This window comes from Massilia sp. CT11-137 (assembly GCF_047302885.1).
Lineage (GTDB): Bacteria > Pseudomonadota > Gammaproteobacteria > Burkholderiales > Burkholderiaceae_D > Telluria > Telluria orientalis.
Genome location: NZ_JBKYMP010000002.1, coordinates 1,056,111 through 1,082,269 on the forward strand (window position 1 = coordinate 1,056,111; position 26,159 = coordinate 1,082,269).

Annotated in this window: 24 protein-coding genes and 2 tRNA genes; 16 read left to right on the top strand and 10 right to left on the bottom strand. The window is 66.2% G+C overall.

All coding sequences use genetic code 11. The features are described from left to right. Positions 1–229: 229 nt before the first annotated feature. On the top strand, positions 230–652 hold the full coding sequence (locus tag ACEN98_RS21490; RefSeq protein WP_413387002.1) for a hypothetical protein: 423 nt from the start codon (positions 230–232) through the stop codon (positions 650–652). A 24-nt stretch (positions 653–676) separates the two neighbouring features. Here the strand turns inward: ACEN98_RS21490 and ACEN98_RS21495 are convergent, their stop codons facing one another. Further along, complete coding sequence (locus ACEN98_RS21495; protein WP_056123089.1) at positions 677–1,615, bottom strand: LysR substrate-binding domain-containing protein; 939 nt, start codon at positions 1,613–1,615, stop codon at positions 677–679. Between the two features lie 119 nt (positions 1,616–1,734). On the opposite strand from ACEN98_RS21495, the gene ACEN98_RS21500 reads away from it, so the two are divergent. Beyond that, positions 1,735–2,937 (top strand): urate hydroxylase PuuD, encoded by a 1,203-nt coding sequence (locus ACEN98_RS21500; protein WP_413387003.1) that lies wholly within the window; start codon positions 1,735–1,737, stop codon positions 2,935–2,937. A 116-nt stretch (positions 2,938–3,053) separates the two neighbouring features. On the opposite strand, the gene ACEN98_RS21505 is transcribed toward ACEN98_RS21500, so the two are convergent. The 3 genes from ACEN98_RS21505 to ACEN98_RS21515 form a co-directional block, all read right to left on the bottom strand. Next, a complete protein-coding gene (locus tag ACEN98_RS21505) occupies positions 3,054–5,414 on the bottom strand; it encodes a prolyl oligopeptidase family serine peptidase (RefSeq protein WP_413389069.1) in 2,361 nt (786 codons plus the stop codon). A 217-nt stretch (positions 5,415–5,631) separates the two neighbouring features. Beyond that, a complete protein-coding gene (locus tag ACEN98_RS21510; RefSeq protein ID WP_156403645.1) occupies positions 5,632–5,802 on the bottom strand; it encodes a hypothetical protein in 171 nt (56 codons plus the stop codon). Positions 5,803–5,822: 20 nt separating this feature from the next. Then, positions 5,823–6,080 (bottom strand): hypothetical protein, encoded by a 258-nt coding sequence (locus ACEN98_RS21515; protein WP_036229690.1) that lies wholly within the window; start codon positions 6,078–6,080, stop codon positions 5,823–5,825. A gap of 197 nt (positions 6,081–6,277) precedes the next feature. Between ACEN98_RS21515 and ACEN98_RS21520 the strand changes: the two genes are divergently transcribed. From ACEN98_RS21520 to ACEN98_RS21550, 7 genes are all read left to right on the top strand, one after another. Next, entirely contained in the window at positions 6,278–6,919 is a 642-nt protein-coding gene (locus tag ACEN98_RS21520) for an ANTAR domain-containing response regulator (RefSeq protein ID WP_413387004.1), read from the top strand. Between the two features lie 16 nt (positions 6,920–6,935). Continuing rightward, on the top strand, positions 6,936–8,117 hold the full coding sequence (locus ACEN98_RS21525; protein WP_413387005.1) for a CmpA/NrtA family ABC transporter substrate-binding protein: 1,182 nt from the start codon (positions 6,936–6,938) through the stop codon (positions 8,115–8,117). 277 nt (positions 8,118–8,394) lie between these two features. Continuing rightward, entirely contained in the window at positions 8,395–9,690 is a 1,296-nt protein-coding gene (locus ACEN98_RS21530; protein ID WP_413343013.1) for an MFS transporter, read from the top strand. 29 nt (positions 9,691–9,719) lie between these two features. Beyond that, complete coding sequence (nirB, locus tag ACEN98_RS21535) at positions 9,720–12,257, top strand: nitrite reductase large subunit NirB (protein ID WP_413387006.1); 2,538 nt, start codon at positions 9,720–9,722, stop codon at positions 12,255–12,257. A gap of 26 nt (positions 12,258–12,283) precedes the next feature. Beyond that, on the top strand, positions 12,284–12,643 hold the full coding sequence (gene nirD / locus ACEN98_RS21540) for a nitrite reductase small subunit NirD (protein WP_413343017.1): 360 nt from the start codon (positions 12,284–12,286) through the stop codon (positions 12,641–12,643). After that, complete coding sequence (locus ACEN98_RS21545) at positions 12,644–13,849, top strand: NAD(P)/FAD-dependent oxidoreductase (protein WP_413387007.1); 1,206 nt, start codon at positions 12,644–12,646, stop codon at positions 13,847–13,849. It begins immediately after the preceding gene. Positions 13,850–13,862: 13 nt separating this feature from the next. After that, on the top strand, positions 13,863–16,571 hold the full coding sequence (locus ACEN98_RS21550) for a molybdopterin-dependent oxidoreductase (RefSeq protein WP_413387008.1): 2,709 nt from the start codon (positions 13,863–13,865) through the stop codon (positions 16,569–16,571). A gap of 99 nt (positions 16,572–16,670) precedes the next feature. Here the strand turns inward: ACEN98_RS21550 and ACEN98_RS21555 are convergent, their stop codons facing one another. Continuing rightward, positions 16,671–17,579, bottom strand: coding sequence for a LysR family transcriptional regulator (locus ACEN98_RS21555; RefSeq protein WP_413387009.1), 909 nt, complete (start codon positions 17,577–17,579; stop codon positions 16,671–16,673). A gap of 141 nt (positions 17,580–17,720) precedes the next feature. Between ACEN98_RS21555 and ACEN98_RS21560 the strand changes: the two genes are divergently transcribed. Further along, positions 17,721–18,935, top strand: coding sequence for an MFS transporter (locus ACEN98_RS21560; protein ID WP_413387010.1), 1,215 nt, complete (start codon positions 17,721–17,723; stop codon positions 18,933–18,935). Positions 18,936–18,941: 6 nt separating this feature from the next. Here the strand turns inward: ACEN98_RS21560 and ACEN98_RS21565 are convergent, their stop codons facing one another. Beyond that, positions 18,942–20,042 carry a hypothetical protein gene (locus tag ACEN98_RS21565; RefSeq protein ID WP_413387011.1) on the bottom strand — a complete coding sequence of 367 codons (1,101 nt, stop codon included), beginning with the start codon at positions 20,040–20,042 and terminating at the stop codon, positions 18,942–18,944. Between the two features lie 217 nt (positions 20,043–20,259). On the opposite strand from ACEN98_RS21565, the gene ACEN98_RS21570 reads away from it, so the two are divergent. Then, a complete protein-coding gene (locus ACEN98_RS21570) occupies positions 20,260–20,457 on the top strand; it encodes a hypothetical protein (RefSeq protein ID WP_413387012.1) in 198 nt (65 codons plus the stop codon). Positions 20,458–20,463: 6 nt separating this feature from the next. Here the strand turns inward: ACEN98_RS21570 and ACEN98_RS21575 are convergent. The 3 genes from ACEN98_RS21575 to ispB form a co-directional block, all read right to left on the bottom strand. Beyond that, a tRNA-Pro gene (locus tag ACEN98_RS21575) sits at positions 20,464–20,540 on the bottom strand. Positions 20,541–20,574: 34 nt separating this feature from the next. Beyond that, positions 20,575–20,651, bottom strand: a tRNA-Pro gene (locus ACEN98_RS21580). Positions 20,652–20,703: 52 nt separating this feature from the next. Then, positions 20,704–21,693 (bottom strand): octaprenyl diphosphate synthase, encoded by a 990-nt coding sequence (gene ispB, locus ACEN98_RS21585; protein ID WP_413387013.1) that lies wholly within the window; start codon positions 21,691–21,693, stop codon positions 20,704–20,706. A 230-nt stretch (positions 21,694–21,923) separates the two neighbouring features. Between ispB and rplU the strand changes: the two genes are divergently transcribed. The 5 genes from rplU (at position 21,924) to proB (ending at position 25,433) form a co-directional block, all read left to right on the top strand. After that, positions 21,924–22,235, top strand: coding sequence for a 50S ribosomal protein L21 (gene rplU, locus ACEN98_RS21590; protein ID WP_036230184.1), 312 nt, complete (start codon positions 21,924–21,926; stop codon positions 22,233–22,235). Between the two features lie 42 nt (positions 22,236–22,277). Then, on the top strand, positions 22,278–22,550 hold the full coding sequence (gene rpmA, locus ACEN98_RS21595; protein ID WP_056123130.1) for a 50S ribosomal protein L27: 273 nt from the start codon (positions 22,278–22,280) through the stop codon (positions 22,548–22,550). 210 nt (positions 22,551–22,760) lie between these two features. Next, the gene (gene cgtA / locus ACEN98_RS21600) at positions 22,761–23,873 is read left to right on the top strand and encodes an Obg family GTPase CgtA (protein ID WP_413387014.1); all 1,113 of its coding nucleotides are present in this window, start codon (positions 22,761–22,763) and stop codon (positions 23,871–23,873) included. Between the two features lie 4 nt (positions 23,874–23,877). After that, positions 23,878–24,318 carry a hypothetical protein gene (locus ACEN98_RS21605; RefSeq protein ID WP_413343621.1) on the top strand — a complete coding sequence of 147 codons (441 nt, stop codon included), beginning with the start codon at positions 23,878–23,880 and terminating at the stop codon, positions 24,316–24,318. Further along, the gene (gene proB / locus ACEN98_RS21610) at positions 24,315–25,433 is read left to right on the top strand and encodes a glutamate 5-kinase (RefSeq protein WP_413387016.1); all 1,119 of its coding nucleotides are present in this window, start codon (positions 24,315–24,317) and stop codon (positions 25,431–25,433) included. The genes ACEN98_RS21605 and proB overlap by 4 nt, the downstream gene beginning before the upstream one ends. A 172-nt stretch (positions 25,434–25,605) precedes the next feature. On the opposite strand, the gene ACEN98_RS21615 is transcribed toward proB, so the two are convergent. Next, the gene (locus ACEN98_RS21615; RefSeq protein WP_413387017.1) at positions 25,606–25,998 is read right to left on the bottom strand and encodes a VOC family protein; all 393 of its coding nucleotides are present in this window, start codon (positions 25,996–25,998) and stop codon (positions 25,606–25,608) included. Between the last annotated feature and the right edge of the window lie 161 nt (positions 25,999–26,159).

Here is a 26,159-nt window from a genome sequence, read left to right on the forward strand (position 1 = left end):
GTCCCCGGCCGCAATCCGACCCACCAGGCTGGCCTCGTTCACGGCCACTCCTTCAATCTTTCCGTCCACGCATGCGCTCTCTGCTGTTTTGCGGTGAATACCCGCCGGCCGCCCCAAGGTTCATGCGTTCCGCAAATATTTTTTGCCGCATGTGATTTTTACACGAATCGGCGTTGCTGGGACGCGCCGGGCATGTCACGATGTCGCCATGCTAATTCATTCTTGCCCCATGAAACGATTTGCCATTCCCGTCCTCGCCGCCGCCCTGGTCCTCTCCGGCGCGGCCCACGCCCAGTCGAAGCAGGAGCCCCGTCCGCTCGGCTACAAGAAAGTCGCCGATGCCCTGGCCGCACTGCAAAAGAATCCGGACGCCAAGCTCTCCCATCCGGGCGGCTGGACCACGTACGCCATCCAGAAACCGGAGGTGGCCGTGTGGTCGTTCGTGCCGCAAGGACATGAAGCCTACCCGGCCGTCGTGCGGCGCCTGGTCCGCAAGACGGACGAGGGCACGTTCGTCGAGATGAAAGTGCTGTGCGAAGCGAAGCGGGACGCATGCCGCCGGCTGGCCGTGCACTTCCAGCAGATGACGGCGCAGATGCAGCAGAAACTGCAGGAGATGCAGGCGCAGAAAGGCCAGGAAGCCAAGCAGTAGGGCGCACCCTGTGCCCACGCGTGCCTACCGGTTGACCACCACCTTGGCCGCGGCCGTCACCTGGTCGCGCAGCCACTTGTGCTCCGGCGACTGGTGCACGCGCTGGTGCCACAGTTGATAAAAACGCATCGGCGGAAACTTGATCGGCACCGTGAAGTTTTTCAGCGGCAGCGTCTTTTCGTAGAACCGGATGAACTGGCGGCCCGTCGTCAGCACGAGGTCCGTCTGCGTGAGCATGTACGGAATCAGGCCGAAATAAGGCGATTCCACGGCCACCTTGCGATGCATGCCTTGCCGCTCGAGGAAGGCGTCGATCACGCCGTGGTAGCCGGGCAGCATCGCCGTCGGCGCGATGTGCGGCAGCGTGAGGTAGTCCTCGACCGTCATCGCGTCGGCCGCCGTGCGCTTGGCGTAGGCGCTGTCGGCACGCATCGTGCAGATGATCGGGTCTTCGAACAGCTTCGAGATGTGCAGGTGCGAGGGCGGCTCGTCCCAGTTGGCGATGACGAGATCCATTTCGCCGTCCGACAGCATGCGCAGGTAGTCCGTGCCCGGCCCCAGGTGGTGGATGGTCACGCGGCTGTTCGGCGCGCCGCGCCGGATCGACGCGACGACGCCCGGCAGGAACTGCGTGTCGAGGTAGTCGGGCGCGGCGATGTGGAACGTGCGGTCGGCCTGTTCCGGCACGAACGGCGTCTTGCGGACAAAGAGGCTCTCCGTCTCGTCGAGGATGCGCTTGGCCGGCTTGAGCAGGCTTTCGCCGTGCTGCGTCGGCACCATGCCGCGCGCGCCGCGCACGAGCAGCGGGTCGCCCGTCAGCTCGCGCAGCTTGCGCAGCGACGCCGAGATCGACGGTTGCGGCTGGTTCAACTTGAGGGCGACGCGCGAGACGTTCTTCTCGACGAGCAGCAGATAAAGGATGCGGATCAGGTGCAGGTCGAGGTGCTGGGGCAGGCTGGACATGGGAGAGTTTTTGATGGAATTGTTATATACGTAGTCTGATTTTAAATATACGATATTTTTCATGTTCTAGAAACTATATCGACGGCGGTGTCGCCTGCCGGTCACGCTGAGGAGCCTCGATGGAATACCTGGTCCCGTATGGTCTCGAATGGATGAACATGCTGGTGCGCTGGCTGCACGTCATCACCGGCATCGCCTGGATCGGCGCGTCGTTCTACTTCGTCTGGCTGGACAATTCGCTGCGTCCGCCGGCGGCCGGTTCCGATCTCGCGCAGAAGGGCGTGGCGGGCGAGCTGTGGGCCGTGCACGGCGGCGGTTTCTACAATCCGCAGAAATACCTCGTCGCGCCGGCCGAGCTGCCGGCGGAGCTGCACTGGTTCAAATGGGAAGCGTATTCGACGTGGCTGTCGGGTTTTGCGCTCCTCGTCATCGTGTACTGGCTGAATGCGCAGGCGATGATGGTCGACCGGTCAGTGGCCGATTTGTCGAGCTGGCAGGCGATCGGTCTCGGGCTCGGGAGCCTCGTCGCCGGCTGGGTCGTGTACGACCTGCTGTGCCGTTCACCTCTCGGCAAGCATGATCTCGCGTTCGGCGTCGTGGTCTTTGCGCTGCTGGTCGGCGCGGCATGGGTGCTCACGCACTTCCTCAGCGGCCGCGCCGCTTACATCCACGTGGGCGCGATGATCGGCACGATCATGGTCGCGAACGTGGCGATGGTGATCATTCCGGGGCAGCGCAAGATGGTCGAGGCGATGCGCGCGGGCTTGACGCCCGATCCCGTCCACGGCATCCGCGGCAAGCAGCGCAGCGTCCACAATAACTACTTCACGTTGCCGGTGCTGTTCATCATGATCAGCAACCACTTCGCGATGACCTACCGCCACCCGCACGCATGGGCCGTGCTGGGTACCATCATGGCGGCCGGCGTCTTCATCCGCCACTTCTTCAACCTGCGCCACAAGGGGCGCGTCGAGTGGGTGTATCCGGCGATCGGTGTGGCGCTGCTGCTGGGGCTTGCGATTTTGCTGGCACCGCCGCGGCCGGGCGTGTCGGCGGGGACGGTGCCGTTTGCGCGGGTGGAGACGATCCTGCGCGCGCGCTGCGTGTCGTGCCACGCGGCGCATCCGACGCAGCCCGGGTTCGCGAGCGCGCCGGCCGGCGTGATGCTGGACGACGCGCACGGCATCGCCCGGAACGCGCCCCGCATCTACCAGCAGGCCGTGCAGCTCAAGGCGATGCCGCTGGCGAACATGACCAATATGACGGAGGCGGAAAGGGCGGAGGTGGGGAGGTGGTTCGAGGCGGGGGCGAAGACCGAATAAGCTGGCACGTCGTTCCCGCGCAGGCGGGAACCTGATTTGTACGCGTCCCGATAACGCATGCGGAAATTGGGTCCCCGCCTGCGCGGGGACGACGGTTTTTAGGTTGACGTCCTTCTTTACTTCAGCGTCCGCTCGAACAGCTGGTAGATCCGCCGATACTCGTCATACCACGCCTCCGGCTGCACGAACGAATGCCGCTCCAGCGGATACGGCGCCAGTTCCCAGTGGTCCTTCTTCAATTCGATCAGCCGCTGCGCCATGCGCACGGAGTCCTGGAAGAACACGTTATCGTCGACCATGCCGTGCGCGATCAGCAGGTGGCCCTTCAGGTTCTGCGCGTACTCGATCGGCGACGACGTTTTATAGGCTTCCGGATCCAGGTCCGGCGTATTCAGGATGTTGGCCGTGTACTCGTGGTTGTACGTCGTCCAGTCGGTCACGGGGCGCAGCGCGGCGCCGGCCTTGAAGACGTCCGGCGCGCGCAGCATGGCCATCAGGGTCATGAAGCCGCCGTAGCTGCCGCCGTAGACGCCCACGCGGGCCGCGTCGCCCTGCTGGTGCGCGATCATCCAGTTCACGCCGTCCAGGTAATCGTCCAGTTCCGGATGGCCCATCTGGCGGTAGATCGCCGTGCGCCATTTGACGCCATAGCCCTTCGAGGCGCGATAGTCCATGTCGAGGACGACGTAGCCGTTCTGCACGAGCAGGTTGTGGAACATCTGCTCGCGGAAGTACGGCGTGTAACGCTGCGTGACGTTCTGCAGGTAGCCCGCGCCGTGCACGAACATCACCACCGGATATTTTTTACCCGGCTCCAGCCGCGCGGGGCGGTACAGCTTGGCCCAGATCGGATCGGCGCCATGCGTCGATGGGATCGTCACGAATTGCGGCTGGATCCATTCGCGCGCCTTGAACTCGGGCGTGCGCGTGTCCGTCAGCCTGACGGCCTCGCCGCCGTGCGACGGCACGGTCGCGAGCTGCGCCGGCAGGTACGGGCCGGAATAGTGGACGAGCAGCTTGTTCTGGTCCGGCGACAGGCGGAAGTCCTGCACGCCCGCGAGGCTGCTGATTTCGCGCGTGGTGCCATCTTTCGCATCGACGGCGCAGACCTCGTACGTGTGCGGCGCCTTGCGGTTGCACAGCAGCCAGGCCGTGCGGCCATCCGCCGACCATGCGACGTCGCCCGCTTCCCAACGCCCTTGCGTGAGCGCGCGCGTGCGGCCGGCCGCGTCGCGCACGTACAGGTGCGCGTAGCCGCTTTCTTCCGACAGGTACCACAGGGTGGAGCCGTCCGGCAGCCAGCCGAATTCATTGTTGTCGTAGTTGACCCAGGCCTCGTCCGTCAGGCGGTGCACCGGCTGGAGCGCCGCGCGCGGCAGGTCGACGGTGGCGATCCAGCGGTCCTTGTTGTCCACCGAGCGGAACATGACGGCCACGTTGGCGCCGTCCTGGCTCCACGTGATCGCCTCGCCGTCGAAGCCGATCATCACCGGACGGTTGCCCTTGAGCGGATCGAGCTTGTGCTCCGCGCGCAGCCTGGCCAGCGGGTCGACCGCGATGCCGGGCAGGGCGTCCAGCGCCAGGTCCTTCACCTCGCGCGTGGCGAGGTTCACGAGTTTCAGGCCGTGGCCCGCGGGGTTGTTGCGGCCCACGCGCGTGCGCTCTTCCGAGAATTCCTCGTAGCCGCTTTCCGTCACGTAGCGGGGCATCTTGCCGGCGCGGCCCTTGTCCGCGTTCTTCGGACCCGTGACGACGAGCAGCCAGCGGCCGTCCGGCGACAGCGCGCTGTTCAGGATCGCGACCTTGTCGCCCAGGTAGATCGGCGCGGGCGCGCGGGTCGGGTCGGCGCGGCGCAGTTCCTCGGCCTGCGCGCGGGTGGCGTCGCGCTCGTCCTTCTGGCGCTTCAGGATCGTCGACAGGCGCAGCTGCATGTCGCGCAGCGCGTCGGCTTCCGTCACGTTCGGATCCTTGGCGGCGCGCGGCAGGGCGACGGGGCCGGCCACGCGGTCGGTGCGATCCCACGCGAACCAGTCGTCGCCGATGCGGTACTGCACGCCGCGCTCGTCGGCCGTGTACTGGACGGCCTGGATCGCCACGCCGTTGCCGCGCGTGATCTGCACGAGGGCGCCCGACTTGAGGTCGCGCTCGAACAAATCGCCGTTGCGCACGATGACGGCGCGGGTGCGGGCGCGGTTGTACAGCATTTCCGGGCTGTCCAGCTTCGCCTGTTCGGCGTCCGTCACCTGTGCCGCCGTGCCGGCCTTCGCCGCGTTCACGTGGTAGGTGTCCCGCAGGGGCGAACCGGCGCGCTTCTGCTTGTAGATGACCTGCTTGCCGTCCCAGTTCCACCACGCCGCTTCCACGGGAGGACCGATCCAGTCGGGGTTGGCCATGGCCTGGTCGAGGGTCACGGGTGTGGAGGCGGCAGCGGGTAGCGCCAGCAGTGCGGCGAGAACGGTAAGGACAGGAAGTCGCATCATCAGTCGGGTGGATAAATGAAGAACAAGAATGCTTTTCTTGGTCAGAAATTGCAAAAAAGCATTCTAGCGCAGCCGACTATGGTGCTGTGTGGATTCGCTGGCGGGAGTGGCGCGCGTGCGTAAGTACGGTGGCGGCCATTAACGATATTGCGGCGCACAAAAGACAACGCCCGGCCAATGCCGGGCGTGTGGAGACGATGGGGTGGGCTTGCTGTTACGCGGCTGCCTTCGGCTTCGCGTACTCGCCCATCCACAGTTCGGTCGGCTCTTGCGCCAGCCACAGTTCGGACGGCGCGGTCAGCGACGGGTTGCGCACGAACATCACGATACGGGTGACGACGGCGGCGGCAGCGATGGCGACGGTGAGGTATTCGAACGGGGTCATGATCTGTATCCTTGGCTTGATTAGTTGTTCGGCGTTTCGCGGACGGCTTCCGGAGCCAGCGCGGCTGCGCAGAACGGGCCCAGGATGATGATGCCGGCCTGCTGCTGCATCTTGCGGCGGGCCAGGGCGCCGCTGCCCGGCTGGGCGGCGTCGGGCACGATCAGGCCGCCGTGCGCTTCGTACAGTTCGATCGCAAAGGTGCGGATCTTGCCCAGGGTGTCGGCAATGTGCTGGCGCAGAGTCTTGTTCTGTGCCTGGTTGATCGTTGCGGTGTTCATGGTCATCTCCGGTGAGAAATCTGTCGTGTTGCGATGCAGTATAGGGACAACCGCGTCATAAATGAACTTTTGATTTGTGATGCTCCCCATGCGTTTCGTGAATATTTTCTGTGCGACAACTAATGTTGGTTCGCACTGCGGACATAGGAAACATGAATATCTGATCGGCTGGCCCGGAACTTGCATATCCAAAGGGCATGAAACCGCCGTCCAAGGTCCAGCGCACCCTGCGCATCGTCGTCGTCAACACCGCGTCCAGCGCTGCCGCGGACGAGGTCACGCTCGCCGCGCAGGCAAGGCGCAACACGGCCCTGCGCATCGGGTTGCTGGAATCGGGCTACGACATCGTCGCGTCGCTGCCTGCCGACATCTTCCTGCCGGAACGGATCGCCCAGATCCAGCCGGACATGATCATCATCGACAGCGAATCGGACGCGCGCGACGTCCTCGAACACATCGTGATCGCCACGCGCGACGAGCCGCGGCCCATCGTCCTGTTCACGGACGACCAGACGTCGTCCAGCATGGATGCCGCGATCGAGGCGGGCGTCACCGCGTACATCGTGGCCGGCCTGCAGGCCGAGCGCGTGAAACCCGTGCTGGACGTGGCCATGAAGCGCTTCCGCCGCGAACAGAAGCTGCTGGACGAGTTGTCCGACACGCGCCGCCAGCTCGCCGACCGCAAGCTGATCGAACGGGCCAAGGGCGTGCTCATGGCGCGCAACCGGCTGACGGAGGACGAGGCCTACCAGCGTCTGCGCACCATGGCGATGAACAAGAAGCTCAAGCTGGCCGAAGTCGCCCAGCGCATCCTCGACGTCGAGGATCTACTCGGCTAAAACAGCAAAGGAAACGATGGCTCACGCATTCATCGCCGGTTCGGACCGGCCGGAAAAGACCGTGATCAGGGCCGGCTTCATGCCCCTGACCGATTGCGCGTCCCTCGTGATGGCGTCCGTGCTCGGGCTGGACGACAAATACGGCATCAAGCTCGAACTCGCGCGCCAGCATTCGTGGTCGGGCATGCGCGACCGCCTGCTGCAGGGCGAGATCGACGCGGCGCACGTCCTGTATGGTTTGCTGTACGGCGTGGAAAACGGCATCGGGAGTCCCCCCACGCGCATGGCCGTGCTGATGAATTTATCGCGTAATGGCCAAGCGATTACCCTGTCGCGCGCGCTGGCCCGCCAGGGCGTGACGGACCTCGGCACACTGGCCGCCGCGATGCGCAAGGGCGGGCGCCGCTACACGTTCGCGCACACTTTCCCGACCGGGAACCACGCGCTGTTCCTGTATTACTGGCTGGCGGCGGGCGGCATCGATCCGGTGCGCGACGCGCAAGTGGTGACGGTCCCGCCCAGCCAGATGGCCGTGAACCTGGCGGCCGGCCACATGGACGGCTTTTGCGCCGGCGAGCCGTGGAGCGCCCGCGCCCAGCTGGACGGCAGCGGCTTCACCGTCGCGACGAGCCAGGACATCTGGCCCGACCATCCCGGCAAGGCGCTCGGCGCGACGGCCGCCTTCGTGGACGCGAACCCGCATGCGTGCCGCTCGCTGGTCGCGGCGGTGCTGGAGGCGGGGCGCTGGCTCGACGAATCGCCGGAGCACCGCGACGTGGCGGCCGAGGTGCTGTCCAGCCCCGCCTATGTGAACGCGGACCGCCGCGCCATCGCCGCGCGCCTGCATGGCGATTATGACAACGGCCTGGGCAAGCGCTGGATCGATCCCGATCCGGTGCGCTTCCACGACGAGGGCGAGGCGAATTTTCCGTACCTGTCCGACGCGATGTGGTTCATGACCCAGCACCGGCGCTGGGGCCTGCTGCGCGACGACGTCGATTACGCGGCCGTGGCCGCGCGCGTGAACCGCGTGGGCCTGTACCGCGAGGCGGCCGTGCTGGCGGGCGTGCCGGCGTCGTCGAGCCTGATGCGCCGCTCGGTGCTCATGGACGGCAAGGTCTGGGACGGCCTCGCGCCCGACGCGTATATCTCATCCTTTCCCATCCGCCGCACCGCGTTTTCCAGTTTCGCATCTTGATGGTGCTCATTCAAGCGCCTCATAAGCGTGCATGGTGCACTGCAATGAAGCGTGCCAGGCCCGGTCAATACGATCTTCCCCCTGAAAACCATCTGGCACGGGTCTTGCAAATACGGAGGTAAAGGATCAACGGCGATCCCTGAGTAAACAAGAGCCGGTCCAACGAGGGACCGGCAACAGGACAACGGCGTCCGCTGCACCCGCTTGAACGATTTCTGGAATCGTCTTCGCGGCCAGGCAGCGGGCGCCTTTTCGTTTTCAAGAAGGGAATAACAACATGGCCGGCAAAGCAAACAGTATCAAGCTATTCTCCTTTGATACGCCCCAGATGCGCGCATTCCACCTGACCTGGGTGGCCTTCTTCGTCTGCTTCTTCGCCTGGTTCGCCTGCGCACCGCTGATGCCGGTGATCAAGGGCGAGTTCCACCTGTCGGTCAGCCAGATCGCCGACATCAACATCGCGGCCGTCGCCATCACCATCATCGTGCGCCTGATCATCGGCCCGCTGTGCGACCGCTTCGGCCCGCGCAAGGCCTACACCGGCCTGCTGGCGCTGGGCGCGATCCCCGTGCTGGGCGTTGCCATGGCCCAGAGCTATGAAAGCTTCCTGCTGTTCCGCCTCGGCATCGGTGCCGTCGGCGCCAGCTTCGTGATCACCCAATACCACACCTCCGTCATGTTCGGCCCGAAGGTCGTCGGCACCGCCAACGCGGCATCGGCCGGCTGGGGCAACAGCGGCGGCGGCGTCGCGCAGGCAACGATGCCGCTGATCATGGGCGCCATGATCATGCTGGGCGTGAACGAGACGATGGGCTGGCGTGCCGCCCTGGTCGTGCCGGGCGTGCTGATGCTCATCATGGCCGTCGTCTACTACAAGTTCACCCAGGATTGCCCGGAAGGCAACTTCACCGAACTGCGCGCGGCCGGCGTGCCGTTCGAAGCGGGCGGCAAGGGCGGCTGGGCGAGCTTCTTCGAAGCCTGCCGCAACTACCGCGCCTGGCTGCTGTTCATTACCTACGGCGCCTGCTTCGGCATCGAACTGTTCATCCACAACGTCGCCGCCACCTATTACGTCGACCACTTCGGCCTGTCGCTGAAACAGGCCGGCATGGCCGCCGGCAGCTTCGGCCTGCTGGCCCTGTTCGCCCGTGCCCTGGGCGGCTGGATCTCGGACAAGGTCGCGGCCAGGGGCGACCTGAATTCCCGCGTGAACCTGCTGTTCGTCCTGATGCTGGGCGAGGGCCTGGGCCTGCTGTGGTTCTCGCAGACCACGAGCGTCACGCTGGCCATCGTCGCCATGCTCGCCTTCGGCCTGTGCACCCACATGGCGTGCGGTTCGACCTACGCCCTGGTGCCGTTCGTGAGCCGCAAGGCACTGGGCGGCGTGGCCGGCATCGTCGGCGCGGGCGGCAACGTCGGCGCCGTGCTGGCCGGCTTCCTGATGAAGGGCACGGGCGACGTGCGCCAGACCCTGATGATCCTCGGCGGCGCCGTCCTCGTCGCGGCGCTGTGCGCCATCGGCGTGCGCTTCACGCTGACCGTCCCCGAAACGCCGGCACCCGCCGCCGCCTGAACACGTTATTGCAGCATAGGAGTCGCAACATGAAACTGATCGTCATCGGCCACGGCATGGTAGGCCACAAGTTCCTCGAAACCCTGTTCGCGGAAGCCAAGCAGGATGCCCATTTCCACGTCACCGTGCTGTGCGAGGAACCGCGCCCGGCCTACGACCGCGTGCACCTGTCCTCGTTCTTCTCGGGCACCACGGCCGACCAGCTGTCGCTCGTCGCACCGGGCTTCTTCGAACAGCACGCGGGCCAGGTCGACCTGAAGCTGAACGCGAAGGCCGTCGCCGTCGACCGGGACTCCCGGACCGTCACGCTGGCCGATGGCGCAGTGCTCTCGTATGACAAACTGGTGTTCGCGACGGGTTCCTACCCGTTCGTGCCGCCGGTCCCGGGCAAGGAGCGCAACGACATCTTCGTCTACCGCACCATCGAAGACCTGGAAAAGATGACGGAATGCGGCGCCCGTTCGAAAACCGGCGTCGTCGTCGGCGGGGGCCTGCTGGGCCTCGAATGCGCCAAGGCGCTGCGCGACATGAACCTCGACACGCACGTCGTCGAATTCGCGCCGCGCCTGATGGCCGTGCAGGTCGACGACCTGGGTGGCCGCGTGCTGCGCCGGAAGATCGAAGAGCTGGGCGTCAACGTCCACACGCAAAAGAACACGCTGCAGATCGTCGACGGCGAGTCGGCCACGCACCGCATGGAATTCGCGGACGGCAGCTTCCTCGAAGCGGACATGATCGTGTTCTCGGCCGGCATCCGCCCGCGCGACGAGCTGGCCAAGGCCGCCGGCCTGGCACTGGGCCCGCGCGGCGGCATCGCGATCGACGACGCGTGCCTCGCCTCCGACCCGCACATCTACGCCATCGGCGAATGCGCCTCGTGGGGCGGCCAGACGTTCGGCCTCGTCGCACCGGGCTACGAAATGGCCCGCATCGTCGCGCGCGCGCTGATCGGCCAGGAAGCCGCGTTCGCCGGCGCCGACATGAGCACCAAGCTGAAACTGATGGGCGTGGACGTCGCGTCGATCGGCGACGCCCACGGCAACACGCCGGGCGCACGCAGCTTCCAGTTCACGGACGAGCGCAAGCAGGTCTATAAAAAGATCGTCGTGTCCGACTGCGGCAAGAAGCTGCTGGGCGCCGTGCTGATCGGCGACGCGGCCGAATACGGCAGCCTGCTGCAGATGATGCTGAACGATATGGAGCTGCCGGAAGCGCCGGAATTCCTGATCCTGCCGCAGCTCGAGGGCGGTGCGCGTCCGGCGCTGGGCGTCGACGCGCTGCCGGCAAGCGCGCAGGTCTGCTCGTGCAACGCCGTCACCAAGGGCGTCATCGCCGACGCGGTTCTAGGGGGCGCCTGCGACATCGGCGCGATCAAGTCGTGCACGAACGCCGGCACGTCGTGCGGCGGCTGCGTGCCGCTCGTCACGCAGATCATGAAGTCCGAGATGGCGAAGGCCGGCATGGCCGTCAACAACCACCTGTGCGAACACTTCCCGTACTCGCGCCAGGAACTGCACCACCTGATCCGCGTGGGCGGCATCAAGAGCTTCGGCGAACTGCTGCACAAGCACGGCAAGGGCCTGGGCTGCGACATCTGCAAGCCGGTCGCCGCGAACATCCTCGCGTCGACGTGGAACGACTTCGTGCTGAAGCCGCAGCACGCGAGCCTGCAGGATTCGAACGACTACTTCCTCGGCAACATCCAGAAGGACGGCACGTATTCCGTCGTGCCGCGCATGCCGGGCGGCGAAGTCACCCCGGACGGCCTGATCGCCGTGGGCGCGGTCGCCAAGAAATACGGCCTGTACACCAAGATCACGGGCGGCCAGCGCGTCGACCTGTTCGGCGCCCGCGTGGACCAGCTGCCGGCGATCTGGGAAGAGCTGATCGCGGCCGGCTTCGAATCCGGTCACGCCTACGGCAAGTCGCTGCGTACCGTGAAATCGTGCGTGGGCTCGACGTGGTGCCGCTACGGCGTGGGCGATTCCGTCGGCTTCGCCATCGCGCTGGAAAACCGCTACAAGGGCCTGCGCGCGCCGCACAAGATCAAGTTCGGCGTCTCCGGCTGCACCCGCGAATGCGCCGAGGCGCAGGGCAAGGACGTGGGCCTGATCGCCACCGAGAAGGGCTGGAACCTGTACGTGTGCGGCAACGGCGGCATGAAGCCCCGCCACGCGGAACTGATCGCGTCGGACCTGGATGAAGCGACGGTCGTGAAGCTGGTCGACCGCTTCCTGATGTTCTACGTGCGCACGGCGGACCGCCTGCAGCGCACCAGCACGTGGCGCGAGAACCTGGAAGGCGGCCTGGATTACCTGAAGCAGGTCGTCGTCGACGACAAGCTGGGCATCGCCGCCGAACTGGAAGCCGACATGCAGCGCGTGGTCGACACCTACGCCGACGAGTGGAAGAACGCCGTCGAAGACCCGGCCGTGCGCCAGCGCTTCCGCAGCTTCGTCAACACCGAGGGCACGGACGACAACGTCGTGTTCATGGCGGAGCGCGGCCAGATCCGCCCGGCCACGCCGGAAGAACGCCGCCGCGTCATCCCGATTGCAGCAGCTTGATTTAACGACTGGAACAGGAGAACAACATGCCCCGTGACCCGCAAGTAAAAAATGAGCTGAACCAATGGAATGCCGTCTGCTCGCTCGACCAGATCGTCCCGGACACCGGCGTCGCCGCCCTGCTGAACGGCCGCCAGGTGGCCGTGTTCCGCGTAGGCGCCGAGGAGCCGCGCGTGTTCGCCATCGATAACTACGATCCGAACTCGGACGCCGCCGTGCTGTCGCGCGGCCTGGTCGGCAGCATCGGCGAGCGCATCGTCGTCGCGTCGCCGATCTACAAGCAGCACTTCGACCTGCAGACCGGCGAATGCCTGGAAGTGCCGCACCACTCGGTGTCGAGCTACCCGGTGCGCGTCGAAGACGGCAAGGTCTGGGTGGGTGCGTAAATGAAGACCCATCCGCGCCTGGTCGTCATCGGCAACGGCATGGCGGGCATGCGCACGGTCGAGGAGCTGCTGAAGCTCGCGCCCGACATGTACCGCATCACCGTGTTCGGCGCGGAGCCGCACGGGAATTACAACCGCATCCTGCTGTCGCCCGTGCTCGCCGGCGAGAAGACCGTCGACGACATCATGCTCAACACGCGTGAATGGTATGACGCCAACGGCATCACGCTGCACGCGGGCGACCCGGTCGTGCGCATCGACCGCAAGAAGCGCGTCGTGCACGCCGCGTCCGGCCTCGCCGTACCGTACGACCGCCTGCTGATCGCGACCGGCTCGAAGCCGTTCATCGTGCCGGTGCCGGGCCACCAGCTGCCGGGCGTGATCGGCTTCCGCGACATCAGCGACGTCGACACGATGCTGGAAGCCGCACGCGCGGGCGGGAAGGCCGTCGTCATCGGCGGCGGCCTGCTCGGCCTCGAAGCCGCGAACGGCCTGCTGCGCCAGGGGATGGAAGTCGCCGTCGTGCACGTGACGGGCAGCCTGATGAACCAGCAGCTCGACCCGCCCGCCGCCGAACTGCTGCGCGCCAGCCTGGAGCAGCGCGGCCTGCGCATCCTGCTGAACCGCCAGACCGTCGCCATCGAGGGCGAGGACCGCGTGCGTTCCGTGCGCTTCGAAGGCGGTGAAACCGTCGACGCCGACCTCGTCGTGATGGCCGCCGGCGTGCGCCCGAACGTCGAGCTGGCGAAGGCCGCCGGCCTGCACTGCGAGCGCGCGATCGTCGTCGACGACACGCTGCAGACCTACGATCCGCGCGTGTACGCCGTGGGCGAATGCGTGCAGCACCGCCGCGCCACGTTCGGCCTCGTCGCGCCGATCTGGGACCAGGCACGCGTCGCCGCCGCCCACCTCGCAGGCTCGGGCCACCGCCGCTACGTGCAGCAGGCGACCGCGACGAAGCTGAAGGTGACGGGCGTGGACCTGTACTCGGCCGGCGACATCGTCGGCGGCGAAGGCAGCGAAGACCTCGTGCTGCGCGACCGCCGCGGCGGCATCTATAAACGTCTCGTCGTCGCGGGCAACCGCCTGACGGGCGCCGTGTTGTACGGGGACGTCGCGGACGGTCCCTGGTACTTCGACCTGATTCAACAGCGGACGGACATCTCGTCCATCCGCGACCAGTTGCTGTTCGGCCGAGCGGCCTGACGAGGAGTTGCACATGAAGTTGGCCGCGCATTTTCCTATTTCTTCCACCACCATCAAGACGACTTGCCCGTATTGCGGCGTCGGCTGCGGTGTCAGTGCCCAAATCGGGCAGGACGGCACGCTCGCGATCGCGGGCGACGCGGCGCACCCGGCCAGCCAGGGCCGCCTGTGCGTAAAAGGTTCGGCGCTGGGCGAGACGCTCGGCAACCGCGGCCGCCTGCTCGCGCCCATGCTGCGTGAAGACGGCGGCCTGCGCGAAGCGTCGTGGGACGAGGCGCTGGACAAGGTGGCCTCCGGTTTTTCCCGCATCATCGCGGAACATGGTCCGGAGTCCGTCGCGCTGTACGTCTCCGGCCAGTTGCTGACCGAGGACTACTACGTCGCCAACAAGTTCATGAAGGGCTATGTCGGCAGTGCGAACATCGACACCAATTCGCGCCTGTGCATGTCGTCGGCCGTGGCCGGCCACAAGCGCGCGTTCGGCGAAGACATCGTGCCGGGCTGCTACGAAGACTTCGAGCAGGCCGACCTGATCGTGCTCGTCGGCTCGAACGCCGCGTGGTGCCACCCGACGCTGTACCAGCGCATCGCGCGCGCGAAGCAGGACCGTCCGGAACTGAAGGTCGTCGTCGTCGACCCGCGCCGCACGGCCACGTGCGACATCGCCGACCTGCACCTGCCGGTCAAGCCGGGCACGGACGTGTGGCTGTTCGACGGCCTGCTGGGCCATCTCGCGCAGCACGCCGCGGACGACAGCTTCATCGAAGCCCGCACGACGGGCGTCGCGGACGCGCTGGACGCGGCCGGCAAGGCGGGCACGCTGGCAGAAGTGGCAAAAGCCTGCCGCCTCGACCCGCGCGACCTGGAGCGCTTCTACGACCTGTTCGCGAACACGGAGAAGGTCGTGACGGCGTTCACGATGGGCGTGAACCAGTCCACAAGCGGCGCCGACAAGGTCAACGCGATCATCAACTGCCACCTGATCACGGGCCGCATCGGCCGCCCTGGCATGGGGCCGTTCTCGCTGACCGGTCAACCGAATGCCATGGGTGGACGCGAAGTGGGCGGGCTCGCGAACATGCTGGCCGCACACATGGACCTCGACGATGCCGCGCAGCGCGCCGCGCTGCAGGAATTCTGGGGCTCGCCGCACGTGGCGGCGAAGCCGGGCCTGAAGGCCGTCGACCTGTTCCGCGCCATCGAGGACGGCAAAGTGAAGGCCGTGTGGATCATGGCGACGAATCCGCTCGTGAGCCTGCCCGATGCCGACCAGGCCCGGCGCGCACTCCAGAAATGCGAGCTGGTCGTGGCCAGCGACATCGTGCTCGGCACCGACACGAACGACGCGGCCCACGTGCTGCTGCCGGCCCTCGGCTGGGGCGAAAAGGACGGCACCGTCACCAATTCCGAGCGCTGCATCTCGCGCCAGCGCGCGTTCCTGTCCGCGCCGGGCAGTGCGCGCGCCGACTGGGACATCATGTGCGACGTCGCGCGCCGCATGGGTTTCGGAGGCTTCGATTTCACGTCGCCGCACGAGATCTTCGACGAGCACGCGCGCCTGTCCGGATGGAAGAACGGTACCGACGGCCAGCGCCGCCGCCTGTTCGACGTCAAAGGCCTCGCGGGCATGACGCGCGCCGACTACGATGCGCTCGACCCCGTGCAGTGGCCGGTGCGTACGCCGGAAGAACGGACCGCACGCCTGTTCGGCGACGGCCGCTTCGCGCATGCCGACGGCCGCGCGCGCTTCGTGCCGACGGTGCCGCGCGCGCCGGCGCACCTGCCGGGCGGTGAATATCCGCTCGTGCTGAACACGGGCCGCGTGCGCGACCAGTGGCACACGATGACGCGCACGGGCCGCTCGCAGAAACTGGCCGAGCACATCCCGGAACCGTACATCGACATGCACCCGCAGGATGCGCTGCTGTGCGGCGTGAAGGCGGGCGAATTGGCGCGCGTGACGAGCGACTGGGGCGCCGTCGTGGCGCGCGTGCAGCACGGCGGGGGCATCGCGCGCGGCAGCGTGTTCATGCCGATCCACTGGAGCGGCCAGACGGCGTCGGACGCGCGCGTGGGCACCGTCGTCAACCCCGCCGTCGACCCCGTGTCGGGCGAGCCGGAATTCAAGCACACGCCCGTGCGCATCGAACCGTTCGGCGTCACGTGGTTCGGCTTCATCCTGTCGCGCACGGAGCTGCCGCTGCGCGAGGCGTCCAACTGGACGCGCGTGCAGGGCAAGGATTTCGTCCGCTACGAACTGGCGGGCCGCAAGCCGTTCGCCGCCGCGCACGACTGGGCGCGCAAGCTGCTGGACGTGCATGACGACGACGCGGACTGGATCGAGGTGGAGGACAAGAACGGCGGCATGTACCGCGCCGTGCACCTCGTCGACGGCCGCATCGAAGCGTGCCTGTTCGTGGCACAGCGCGCCGACCTGCCGGCCCGCACGTGGCTCGCCAGCATGTTCGACAAGGAGCAACTGGAGCCGGCCGACCGCCTCAGCCTTCTTGCCGGCCGGGCGAAAGAGCCGGGCATCGATCCCGGACCGACCGTGTGCTCGTGCTTCGGCGTGGGCCGCAAGACGATCGAGATCGCGATCCGGCAGAACAATCTGTGCGATGCGGCGGCCGTCACGGCATGCACGAAGGCGGGTGGCAATTGCGGGTCGTGCATTCCGGAGATCCGCTCGCTGCTGGCGGAGGCGCAGGTCGCGGAAGCATAGCTTCGTCGTCCCCGCGAAGGCGGGGACCCAAGTTCTGCTTGCATTACGATAACGCGTGCATATTGGGTTCCCGCCTGCGCGGGAACGACGGTTTTGGATCTAACGGCCCGGCGGTGCCACCACCCCATACGCCCGCGGCACCGCCACCCGCATGATGTCGATGAACCGCCGCAGCCGCGCCGGATAGAAGCGCGCCGGCGGATAGATCAGCCAGATCGGCAGCGGCGACGCATGCCATTCCGGCACGAGCTGCACGAGCCGGCCCGCGTCGAGTTCCTCGCGCAGCGCCCAGCGCGAACCGAGCGCCGCCCCCACACCCAGCACGACGGCACTTCGCATCGCGTACAGGTTGTCCGTGTAGATGCGCGGCTTGACGGGGATTCGTACCGTTTCTTCCGTCTGCGCATGGGTCAGCGTGACCTCGTCGCGGTAATAATGGCTGACCGCGATCCAGGGCAGCGTCCCCAGTTCTTCCGGATGGAGGGGCAGGGCGCGCCCCTCGAACAGGCCGGGCGTCGCGATGACGATGCGCGGCACGTCGCCCAGCCGTATCGCCACCATGGACGGATCGGGCACCTCGCCCACGCGGATCGCGCAATCGATGCCTTCGCCGATGAAGTCCGGCGTGCGGTCGTGCAGGACCCAGTCCACGGTCATGCGCGGATAACGCGCCAGGTATTCGGCCAGCGGCGCCACCAGCTGCTGCTGGCCGAACGCGTGCGGCGCGACGACGCGCAGCATGCCGACCGGCTCGTCCACGGCGCCGCGGATCTCGCTCTCGAATTCCTGCCACCCCGCGATGAGCTCTTTTGCACGCGCGTAGCAGCGCATGCCGTCGTCCGTCAGCTTCATCGCGTGCGTGGACCGCTGCAGCAGGCGCACGCCCAGCGATTTTTCCAGTGACTTCAAACGCCGGCTGATCGTAGGCTGCGTCGTCGCGAGTGCGCGTGCGGCGGCGGACAGGCTGCCGGCATCCACGATGCGGACGAAGGTTTCGACCAGCATCATACGGTCGGCAGATGGATTGATCGTCGAAAAGTCTGTACTCATACGCGTGAAGTATAACAGTTCGACGCTCGCCGGTGCTACACGGCCGTGTTTCGGTTCTCCATAATGCACTGCAACAACACACCCACCATGGAGTCCAACATGAGCATCGCACACACGACGGCGACTGTCATACCGATCCGCACGACGCTGACCTCGCCTCTGATCTTCCTGCTGGCCGCAAGCACGGGCCTGTCCGTCGCCGCCCTGTACTACAGCCAGCCCACGCTGGGCGTGCTGGCGACCGACCTGCACGCCAGCAACCGGGCCGTCGGCTGGATCCCGACCTTGACGCAACTCGGCTACGCGCTCGGCCTGCTGTTCCTCGCGCCGCTGGGCGACCGTTTCGACCGCCGCACGATCATCGTCGTGAAATCGCTGCTGCTGGCCATGGCGCTGCTGGCCATCGCCGCCGCGCCGAGCCTGACCGTGCTGCTGGGCGCCAGCCTTGCCGTCGGCCTGCTGGCCACCGTCGCCCAGGACATCGTCCCGGCCGCCGCCACCTTGGCCCCGGCCGCGCATCGCGGCCGCATCGTCGGCACCGTCATGACCGGGCTGCTGCTGGGTATCCTGCTGTCGCGCGTCGTGGGTGGCCTCGTGGCGGAAGCGCTCGGCTGGCGCGCCGTGTTCGGCGGCGCGGCGGTCGTCGCGGCCTTCACGACCGCGATCCTCGCCCGTGGCCTGCCGAGCTTCAAGCCGACGAGCACGAGTCCGTATCCGGTCCTGTTGGGCTCGTTGTTCGCGCTGTGGAAAGAACACCGCGCGCTGCGCCTTGCCGCCATGGCCCAGGGCCTGCTGTCGATCGGCTTCTCGGCCTTCTGGTCCACGCTGGCCGTGATGCTGCACGGTGCCCCGTTCCACCTGGGTTCGGCCGCCGCCGGTTCGTTCGGCCTGGCCGGTGCCGTCGGCGCGCTGGCCGCCCCGTTCGCCGGCCGCCTGGCCGACCGCCGCGGTCCGCAATTCGTGACCCGCGTCGGCGCCGGGCTGAGCGTCGCCTCGTTCGCGCTCATGTTCGCCATGCCGCACCTGCCGGCGGCGGGGCAGCTGGTGCTGCTGGCCCTGGCGACCGTCGGCTTCGACCTGGGTGTGCAGGCGACGATGATCGCCCACCAGACCATCGTCTACGGCATCGCACCGGAAGCCCGCAGCCGCCTGAACGCGATCTTCATGACCACGATGTTCGTCGGCATGGCAGCGGGCGGCGCGCTCGGTGCCCAGGCGCTGGCTGCGTGGGGCTGGAACGGCATCGTGATGCTTGCCGTCGCATCGAGCCTGGCCGCGCTGGCGGTGCGGATGCGGGCCGCGTCGGCGCCATAACAGACATCAGGAATGACCGGCGCCAGGCCACGGCAACGCGGCCTGGCGCCGTGCTTTTGCGGGCCGCGCCGCCCGCGCGACGAGCACCGTCGTGCCCACGCAGGCGGCGACGACGGCGACGAACGCGCCGTAGCGTGCCGGGGCCGGCTGCTGCATCAGGGCCTGGCCGGGCAGTGTCGTCGCGATCCCGACGACCAGCATCATGACGGGAAAGTGGAAGAAGAAGGTGAACGCGGCGGCCGGGTCGTGGGGCGCTGTGCGAGGCTGCGCGCCGGGCGGGTACAGGGCCCAGGCGATGGCGGCGAAGCCCCAGCCCACGAGCAGGAACTTACAGTCGGCGAGCCAGGCGCCGGACGCCGGCGGCCCGTGTACGCCGGCGCCGAGGAAGCGGGACAGCAGCAGCGCGGCGAGAAAGCCGACGATGGCGACGGGCAGCGACGGCCTGGCGCTGTGCAGCGCACCCATGTGCGCCACCGCGACGCCGGTCAGCCAGATGGCCGACCAGATCAGGAACAGGGGCGGCGCCAGCACCACCACGGCCGCCAGCAGCACGACCCGGCCGGCGCGCGTGGCGCGCAGGAAGACGTCCAGCAGGATGAGCGACCAGAACAGGAACGACAGCAGGTACAGCATGCCGTTGCTGCCGAACGTGGGCACGACGAAGGGCTGCAGCATGAACAGATTCCCTAACAGCGCGGCATAGCCGAGCGAGAGCGTGCTGAAGGCGGGATAGGCCGTGTACAGGTCCGATCCGTTGAAGAACCGCGCGCCCGCGGCATCGAACAAGGCGCCGAGGGCCAGGCCGGGCAGGAGAATCCGGTACAGCGCGATGGCGTGCCGGCCCGGCGTTGCAGGGGCGGGCGGCCCGTGGGCCCGTAGCGCGCGTCCCGTCAGGATGCCGTCGAGGACGAGGAAGACGGCAAAGGATTCATGGCCGAGCCCCGTGAGGAAATAAAAGACGTCGGACAGCCACGTTTTCGCCTGGACGTGTTCGTAGTCCACGAACAGCAGGAAACGGACGTGGTACATCAGTGCCACCAGGACGCTGGTCCAGCGTGCTACATGCATGAACGCGACGAAGCGCCCCTGCATGCTGGCTTTTTCCAAGCTAAAAATTCCACTAGACATTGTCCAAGTTCATCAGGCGTGACGTGGCTTCATGTTAGGGCGCGGATCGGCGTGGCTTTTGCGGCTGCGCAGGCAGGGCCCACACTGTGTGTGGAAGTCACACTTCAATCGCATTGGCCAATAATATGTAGCGATCGGTTGCTTAAGGAAAGATAAATTTCCCAATAAAAACAATGAGGTAGCAGGCGACTTCGGCATGCTGGCGGGGCTGATCAAGGTGCAGGCATGGCGCGCGGCGCTGGCGTTGCGGCCGTCGGTCCAGGCAGCCGTCGATCCGCGCTATCCGGAACTGTTGACGGCCTTGCTGGCGCGGCGCGGGGCGGCGCTCAGCCGGCACATGCGGGAGCAGGGGGTAGAAACGAAAACAGCGGCCATCAGCCGCTGTCTTGTATGAATTCTGTGGTCGGGGTGAGAGGATTCGAACCTCCGGCCTCTACGTCCCGAACGTAGCGCTCTACCGGGCTAAGCTACACCCCGACTGGTATGGGTACTGCTGAGGGAGAAAAACAGATGGTCGGGGTGAGAGGATTCGAACCTCCGGCCTCTACGTCCCGAACGTAGCGCTCTACCGGGCTAAGCTACACCCCGACTGTTTGAGACTTCGTCACCGAAATCTCGGGAAGGCATTACTATAGTTGCCTCAGTGGTTCCTGTCAACAGCGAAGGAGCATAACTGCAGGAGGCTGTCCTTGTATTCGCTCGGCGGCAGGTCGGCGATCGCGGCGGCGGCGCGGCGTGCCGCGGTCTCCGCTTCGCGGCGCGTGAAGTCCAGCGCGCCGCTGCTCGTGACGGCCGCCAGCACCGCGTCGAAATGCGTTTCGTCGCCTTGTTCGATGCAGGTGCGGATCAGTTCGCGCTGCTCGGCCGTGCCGTTTTCCATCACGTAGATCAGCGGCAACGTGGGCTTGCCTTCGCGCAGGTCGTCGCCCACGTTCTTGCCGATTTCCGCGGCGTCGCCCGCGTAGTCGAGCACGTCGTCGATCAGCTGGAACGCGGTGCCCAGCGAGCGGCCGTATTCGCCGGCCGCTTCGATCTGCGCGTCGTTCGCGCCGGCGACGAGGGCGCCCAGTTGCGCGGCCGCTTCGAACAGTTTCGCCGTCTTCGAACGGATCACGCGCAGATAGCTTTCCTGCGTGACGTCCGGATCGTGCATGTTCAGCAGCTGCAGCACTTCGCCTTCCGCGATGACGGTGGTGGCGCGCGACAGGATCTCCATGACGCGCATGTTGTCCAGGCCCGTCATCATCTCGAACGAGCGCGAGTACAGGTAGTCGCCGACCAGCACCGACGCGGCGTTGCCGAACATGGCGTTCGCGGTCTGGCGGCCGCGGCGCATCGAGGATTCGTCGACGACGTCGTCGTGCAGCAGGGTGGCGGTGTGGATGAATTCCACGACGGCCGCCAGCTCATGGTGGCTGGCACCCTTGTAGCCGTAGGCGTTCGCCAGCAGCAGCACCAGCACGGGGCGGATCCGCTTGCCGCCGGCACTGATGATGTACTCGGCGATCTGGTTCACCAGCGCGACTTCGGACTGCAACCGCGCGCGGATCACCGTGTTGACGGCCTCCATGTCTGCTGCGATCGTGCGGGTGATGGGGTTCTGTTGTGCGGTTTGGGTGGCGGCGGACAAGGCGGACCTGCTGACGTTGGATGCGGATAGGTTTTGTTGAGTCGCGATTATACGACATGCAAGGAAAAGGCGCCCTTTTTCCCAGTGGCGCCAGAGGGACTGCCGCGCCACCACAACCGTTTTGACGCTGCGCACCATTCCATGTATAATCCTCTGTTCCCCGAATCCCCGGCTGTTTACCTCGCCAAGACGAGGGGAATATTTCTTAACAATCAATGAGGTTTCAAATCATGTACGCGGTCATAAAAACCGGTGGCAAGCAATACAAAGTTGTCGCTGGCGAAAAACTCAAAGTAGAACAGATACCGGCAGACATTGGTTCCGAACTCACTATCGATCAGGTTCTCGCCGTCGGCGAGGGCGAGAGCATCAAGTTTGGTGCTCCGCTGGTGGAAGGTGCTTCGGTTCGCGTGACTGTTGTTTCGCATGGTCGTCACGACAAAGTGCGTATCTTCAAGATGCGTCGTCGTAAGCACTACCAGAAGCGTCAGGGCCACCGCCAGAACTACACCGAAATCCAAGTGGTTGCGATCAACGGCTAATCGCCGCGCGTACCTTCTTCAGCTAATCAAGGAGCATTTGAAATGGCACACAAAAAAGGCGGCGGCACTACGCGAAACGGCCGTGACTCAGAAAGCAAACGCCTCGGCGTGAAAGTCTACGGCGGCCAGGCGATCAACGCCGGCGGCATCATCGTGCGTCAGCGTGGTACCCAGGTTCGTCCGGGCACCAACGTTGGCCTGGGCAAGGATCACACCCTGTTCGCCCTGGTCGATGGCACGGTCAAGTTCGTCAAGCAAGGCGTCGGTTCGAAGCAGTTCGTGACCGTCGTGGCTGCTGAAGCAGTTGCTGCTTAATTGCGGCGCAGCGGGGCAGGCCGAGTAAAGGCGTGCCCCGCCCGGTAAGGCGTCAAGCCTTGCAATCGATAGGCTCTGCCCTCCGGTAGGGCCTTTTTAATTTTCGGCGTTGTCACCGTTAAGTGCGGAACGTTCCGCGGCCGTTCGTCTATCATGGACGCCTGGTCCGCTTTTAACAGTGACACAGCCTTTCGTTTTGGTGGTCTCATCATGAAGTTTATCGACGAAGCACGCATCGAAGTCATCGCCGGCGACGGCGGCAACGGCTGCGCCTCGTTCCGACGCGAGAAATTCCGCCCGTTCGGCGGTCCGGACGGCGGCGACGGCGGCCGCGGCGGCTCGATCTGGGCGGTCGCCGACCGCAACGTCAACACGCTGGTCGACTTCCGCTTTTCCAAGGTCCACACGGCGCGCAACGGCGAGCCGGGCCGCGGTTCCGATTGCTACGGCAAGGGCGCCGAGGACGTCTACCTGCGCATGCCGGTCGGCACGCTGATCATCGACGACGTCACCGGCGAGATCATCGCCGACCTGACGGAGCACGAACAGACCGAGCTGCTGGCCAAGGGCGGCGAGGGCGGCTGGGGCAACATCCACTTCAAGACGTCGACCAACCGCGCGCCGCGCCAGAAGACGGACGGCAAGGACGGCGAGCGCCGCGAACTGCGCCTCGAACTGAAGGTGCTGGCCGACGTGGGCCTGCTCGGCATGCCGAACGCGGGTAAATCGACGTTCATCACGGCCGTGTCGAACGCGCGCCCGAAGATCGCGGACTATCCGTTCACCACGCTGCATCCGAACCTCGGCGTCGTGCGCGTGTCGCATGCGAAGAGCTTCGTCATCGCCGACATCCCGGGCCTGATCGAAGGCGCGGCGGAAGGCGCCGGCCTCGGTCACCAGTTCCTGCGCCACCTGAGCCGCACGGGCCTGCTGCTGCACATCGTCGACCTCGCCCCGATGGACGGCAAGACCGATCCGGTCAAGGAAGCCAAGGCGCTCGTGAAGGAACTCGAGAAGTACGACGAGGAACTGCTCAACAAGCCGCGCTGGCTCGTACTGAACAAGCTGGACGTCGTGCCGGAAGATGAGCGCAAGAAGGTCGTCAAGGACTTTGTCAAGCGCATGGGGTTCAAGGGCCCCGTGTTCGAGATCTCGGCGCTGAACCGCGAAGGCTGCGAAGACCTCGTGCACGCGATCTACAAGTATCTCGAAGAGACGCGCCACAGCGCGCAGCGCTCGGAAGAGACGCAGATGACCGAGGAAGCGCGCGGCATCTCGTCGATCGATCCGGACGATCCGCGCTTCAAGATCCTCGAAGATTAAGTCGTTGGCAGTCACCTTCGCCCCGACCGCAAGCAGCACCTGGCGCGCGCGCCTGCGCGGCCAGCTGCTGTCGGTCGCGGCGTCCGCGCATTCGCTGGCCGCGCTCGCGGCCCTGCTGGATCCGGACCGCGTGGCGGATGCGATGGGACTGTTCCCCGTGGGCGTGAACGGTTACAGCCAGTTCTTCGCCCTCTACGTCGGAGTGCGCCTCGCCACCGCGGGGCTGGCTCTGCTGGCGGCCAGGCAGGGCGACCAGCCCATCCTCGGCGACCTCGCAGCATTGTTCATCCTGGCGCAGCCGGTCGGCCGTCTCGTCGCGGCCTTCGCGATCGGCCTGCCCCAGGGCTTATTGTTCGTCGTCAGCGGGATCGAGCTGGCGGTCGGCCTGGCGCTGATCGGCCTGCGCCCGCAAGGACGCTTCCTGTCAATCCGACCGTCGCCATGAACTCCGTTATCCAGTCTTCCAGCCGCATCATCGTCAAGGTCGGCTCTTCTCTCGTCACCAACGAAGGCCGCGGCCTCGATCACGAAGCCATCGCGCGCTGGGCCGCGCAGATCTCGTCCCTCCGTTCGCTCGGCAAGGAAGTCGTCCTCGTGTCCTCGGGCGCCATCGCCGAAGGCATGCTGCGCCTGGGCTTCACGTCGCGCCCGACCGACATCCACGAACTGCAGGCCTGCGCCGCGTGCGGCCAGATGGGCCTCGCGCAGATCTACGAGACGAGCTTCCGCAGCCACGGCGTGAAGACGGCGCAGGTGCTGCTCACGCACGCCGACCTCGCGGACCGCGAACGCTACCTGAACGCGCGCTCCACGCTGACTACCCTGCTGGGGCTGGGCGTCGTCCCGATCATCAACGAGAACGACACCGTCGTCACGGACGAGATCAAGTTCGGCGACAACGACACGCTGGGCGCGCTCGTCGCCAACCTGATCGAGGCGGATGCCCTCGTGATCCTGACCGACCAGAAGGGCCTGTACTCGGCCGACCCGCGCAAGGATCCGTCCGCGCGTTTGATCGAAGAAGCGCAGGCGGGCGACACGTCGCTGGAAGCGATGGCCGGCGGCGCCGGCAGCAGCATCGGCCGCGGCGGCATGCTGACGAAGGTGCTGGCCGCCAAGCGCGCCGCCCGTTCCGGCGCGCACACGGTGATCGCGTGGGGCCGCGAAGACAACGTCCTGACGCGCCTCGCGCACGGCGACGCGATCGGCACGCAGCTGACGGCACCGACCGCGCGCCTGACCGCGCGCCGCCAGTGGATGATCGACCACCTGCACACGGCCGGCCAGCTCGTGCTGGACGCGGGCGCGGTGCAGAAGCTCGTGAAGGAAGGGAAGTCGCTGCTGCCGATCGGCGTGACGGCCGTGCGCGGCGAATTCGGCCGCGGCGCCCTCGTGGGCTGCGTGGACGAAGCGGGCACCGAGATCGCGCGCGGCCTCACCAACTACACGAGCGGCGAAGTCAAACGCATCATGCGTCACTCGTCCGGCGAGATCGAGGGCATCCTCGGCTACGTCGAGGCGCCCGAGCTGGTGCACCGCGACAATCTGGTCCTGATCTGATTCTCTCCGGGCCGGCGCGCAGGGTGGGCACCCCGTGCCCACGCGTGACGTCAGCGGTTTGTTGGCGTTACGCGTGGGCGGAGGGCCGCCCACCCTACCGGACCATCCACAGCAGGTATACGCCGCCGATCGCGCAGGCGGTGCAAGCGCGAAGCATCATGTGATCTTCCTTTCAAGCGGGATCGTGGCACACCACGCACAGCTTGTTGCCGTCGGGGTCGCGCACGTAGGCCCCATAATAGTGCTCGTGGTAGTCGGGGCGCAGGCCCGGCGCGCCGTCGCCGCGGCCGCCGTGCGCCAGCGCGATCTCGTAAGCCGCATCGACGGCCGCGCGGTCGGGCGCGAGCAGGGCCGTCATCTGGCCATTGCCGGGTGCGTGCGGCTGGCCGTCGTACGGCGCGCCGATGAGGAACAGCGGGCGCGCCCGGCCCGCTTGCTGCCAGCCGGCCCACGGGCGCGATCGGTCGCAGAAGCGCGCCTCCAGCCCCAGCGCCGCCAGCAGCGGTTGGTAAAACGCGAGCGCCCGGTCGAAATCGCCGACGCCGATGAAGACATGGGAAAACATGGTTGCCTCGTCGTGAAAATACCATTCATCATACTGAAAATTTGCTAATAACTAATTTCATGCGTATGGAATAGTGGACTTCCACAAAATGGTAATTTTCATTGCTATTAAAGTGTAATTTAGTTACCAAACAAAGAATCATCTGTGCTAAATTGGCGCGT

What these genes read in the sequence shown, in the direction of transcription:
- ACEN98_RS21515 (WP_036229690.1), bottom strand. Translation starts at nt 6,080, where the DNA reads ATGAACACCGCAACGATCAACCAGGCACAGAACAAGACTCTGCGCCAG.
- nirD (WP_413343017.1), top strand. Translation starts at nt 12,284, where the DNA reads ATGCCCCGTGACCCGCAAGTAAAAAATGAGCTGAACCAATGGAATGCC.
- rplU (WP_036230184.1), top strand. Translation starts at nt 21,924, where the DNA reads ATGTACGCGGTCATAAAAACCGGTGGCAAGCAATACAAAGTTGTCGCT.
- ACEN98_RS21570 (WP_413387012.1), top strand. Translation starts at nt 20,260, where the DNA reads ATGCTGGCGGGGCTGATCAAGGTGCAGGCATGGCGCGCGGCGCTGGCG.
- ACEN98_RS21490 (WP_413387002.1), top strand. Translation starts at nt 230, where the DNA reads ATGAAACGATTTGCCATTCCCGTCCTCGCCGCCGCCCTGGTCCTCTCC.
- ACEN98_RS21550 (WP_413387008.1), top strand. Translation starts at nt 13,863, where the DNA reads ATGAAGTTGGCCGCGCATTTTCCTATTTCTTCCACCACCATCAAGACG.
- ACEN98_RS21530 (WP_413343013.1), top strand. Translation starts at nt 8,395, where the DNA reads ATGGCCGGCAAAGCAAACAGTATCAAGCTATTCTCCTTTGATACGCCC.
- ACEN98_RS21525 (WP_413387005.1), top strand. Translation starts at nt 6,936, where the DNA reads ATGGCTCACGCATTCATCGCCGGTTCGGACCGGCCGGAAAAGACCGTG.
- ACEN98_RS21520 (WP_413387004.1), top strand. Translation starts at nt 6,278, where the DNA reads ATGAAACCGCCGTCCAAGGTCCAGCGCACCCTGCGCATCGTCGTCGTC.
- proB (WP_413387016.1), top strand. Translation starts at nt 24,315, where the DNA reads ATGAACTCCGTTATCCAGTCTTCCAGCCGCATCATCGTCAAGGTCGGC.
- ACEN98_RS21615 (WP_413387017.1), bottom strand. Translation starts at nt 25,998, where the DNA reads ATGTTTTCCCATGTCTTCATCGGCGTCGGCGATTTCGACCGGGCGCTC.
- ACEN98_RS21495 (WP_056123089.1), bottom strand. Translation starts at nt 1,615, where the DNA reads ATGTCCAGCCTGCCCCAGCACCTCGACCTGCACCTGATCCGCATCCTT.
- rpmA (WP_056123130.1), top strand. Translation starts at nt 22,278, where the DNA reads ATGGCACACAAAAAAGGCGGCGGCACTACGCGAAACGGCCGTGACTCA.
- ACEN98_RS21560 (WP_413387010.1), top strand. Translation starts at nt 17,721, where the DNA reads ATGAGCATCGCACACACGACGGCGACTGTCATACCGATCCGCACGACG.
- ACEN98_RS21510 (WP_156403645.1), bottom strand. Translation starts at nt 5,802, where the DNA reads ATGACCCCGTTCGAATACCTCACCGTCGCCATCGCTGCCGCCGCCGTC.
- ACEN98_RS21545 (WP_413387007.1), top strand. Translation starts at nt 12,644, where the DNA reads ATGAAGACCCATCCGCGCCTGGTCGTCATCGGCAACGGCATGGCGGGC.
- ACEN98_RS21500 (WP_413387003.1), top strand. Translation starts at nt 1,735, where the DNA reads ATGGAATACCTGGTCCCGTATGGTCTCGAATGGATGAACATGCTGGTG.
- ACEN98_RS21555 (WP_413387009.1), bottom strand. Translation starts at nt 17,579, where the DNA reads ATGATGCTGGTCGAAACCTTCGTCCGCATCGTGGATGCCGGCAGCCTG.
- nirB (WP_413387006.1), top strand. Translation starts at nt 9,720, where the DNA reads ATGAAACTGATCGTCATCGGCCACGGCATGGTAGGCCACAAGTTCCTC.
- ACEN98_RS21505 (WP_413389069.1), bottom strand. Translation starts at nt 5,414, where the DNA reads ATGCGACTTCCTGTCCTTACCGTTCTCGCCGCACTGCTGGCGCTACCC.
- cgtA (WP_413387014.1), top strand. Translation starts at nt 22,761, where the DNA reads ATGAAGTTTATCGACGAAGCACGCATCGAAGTCATCGCCGGCGACGGC.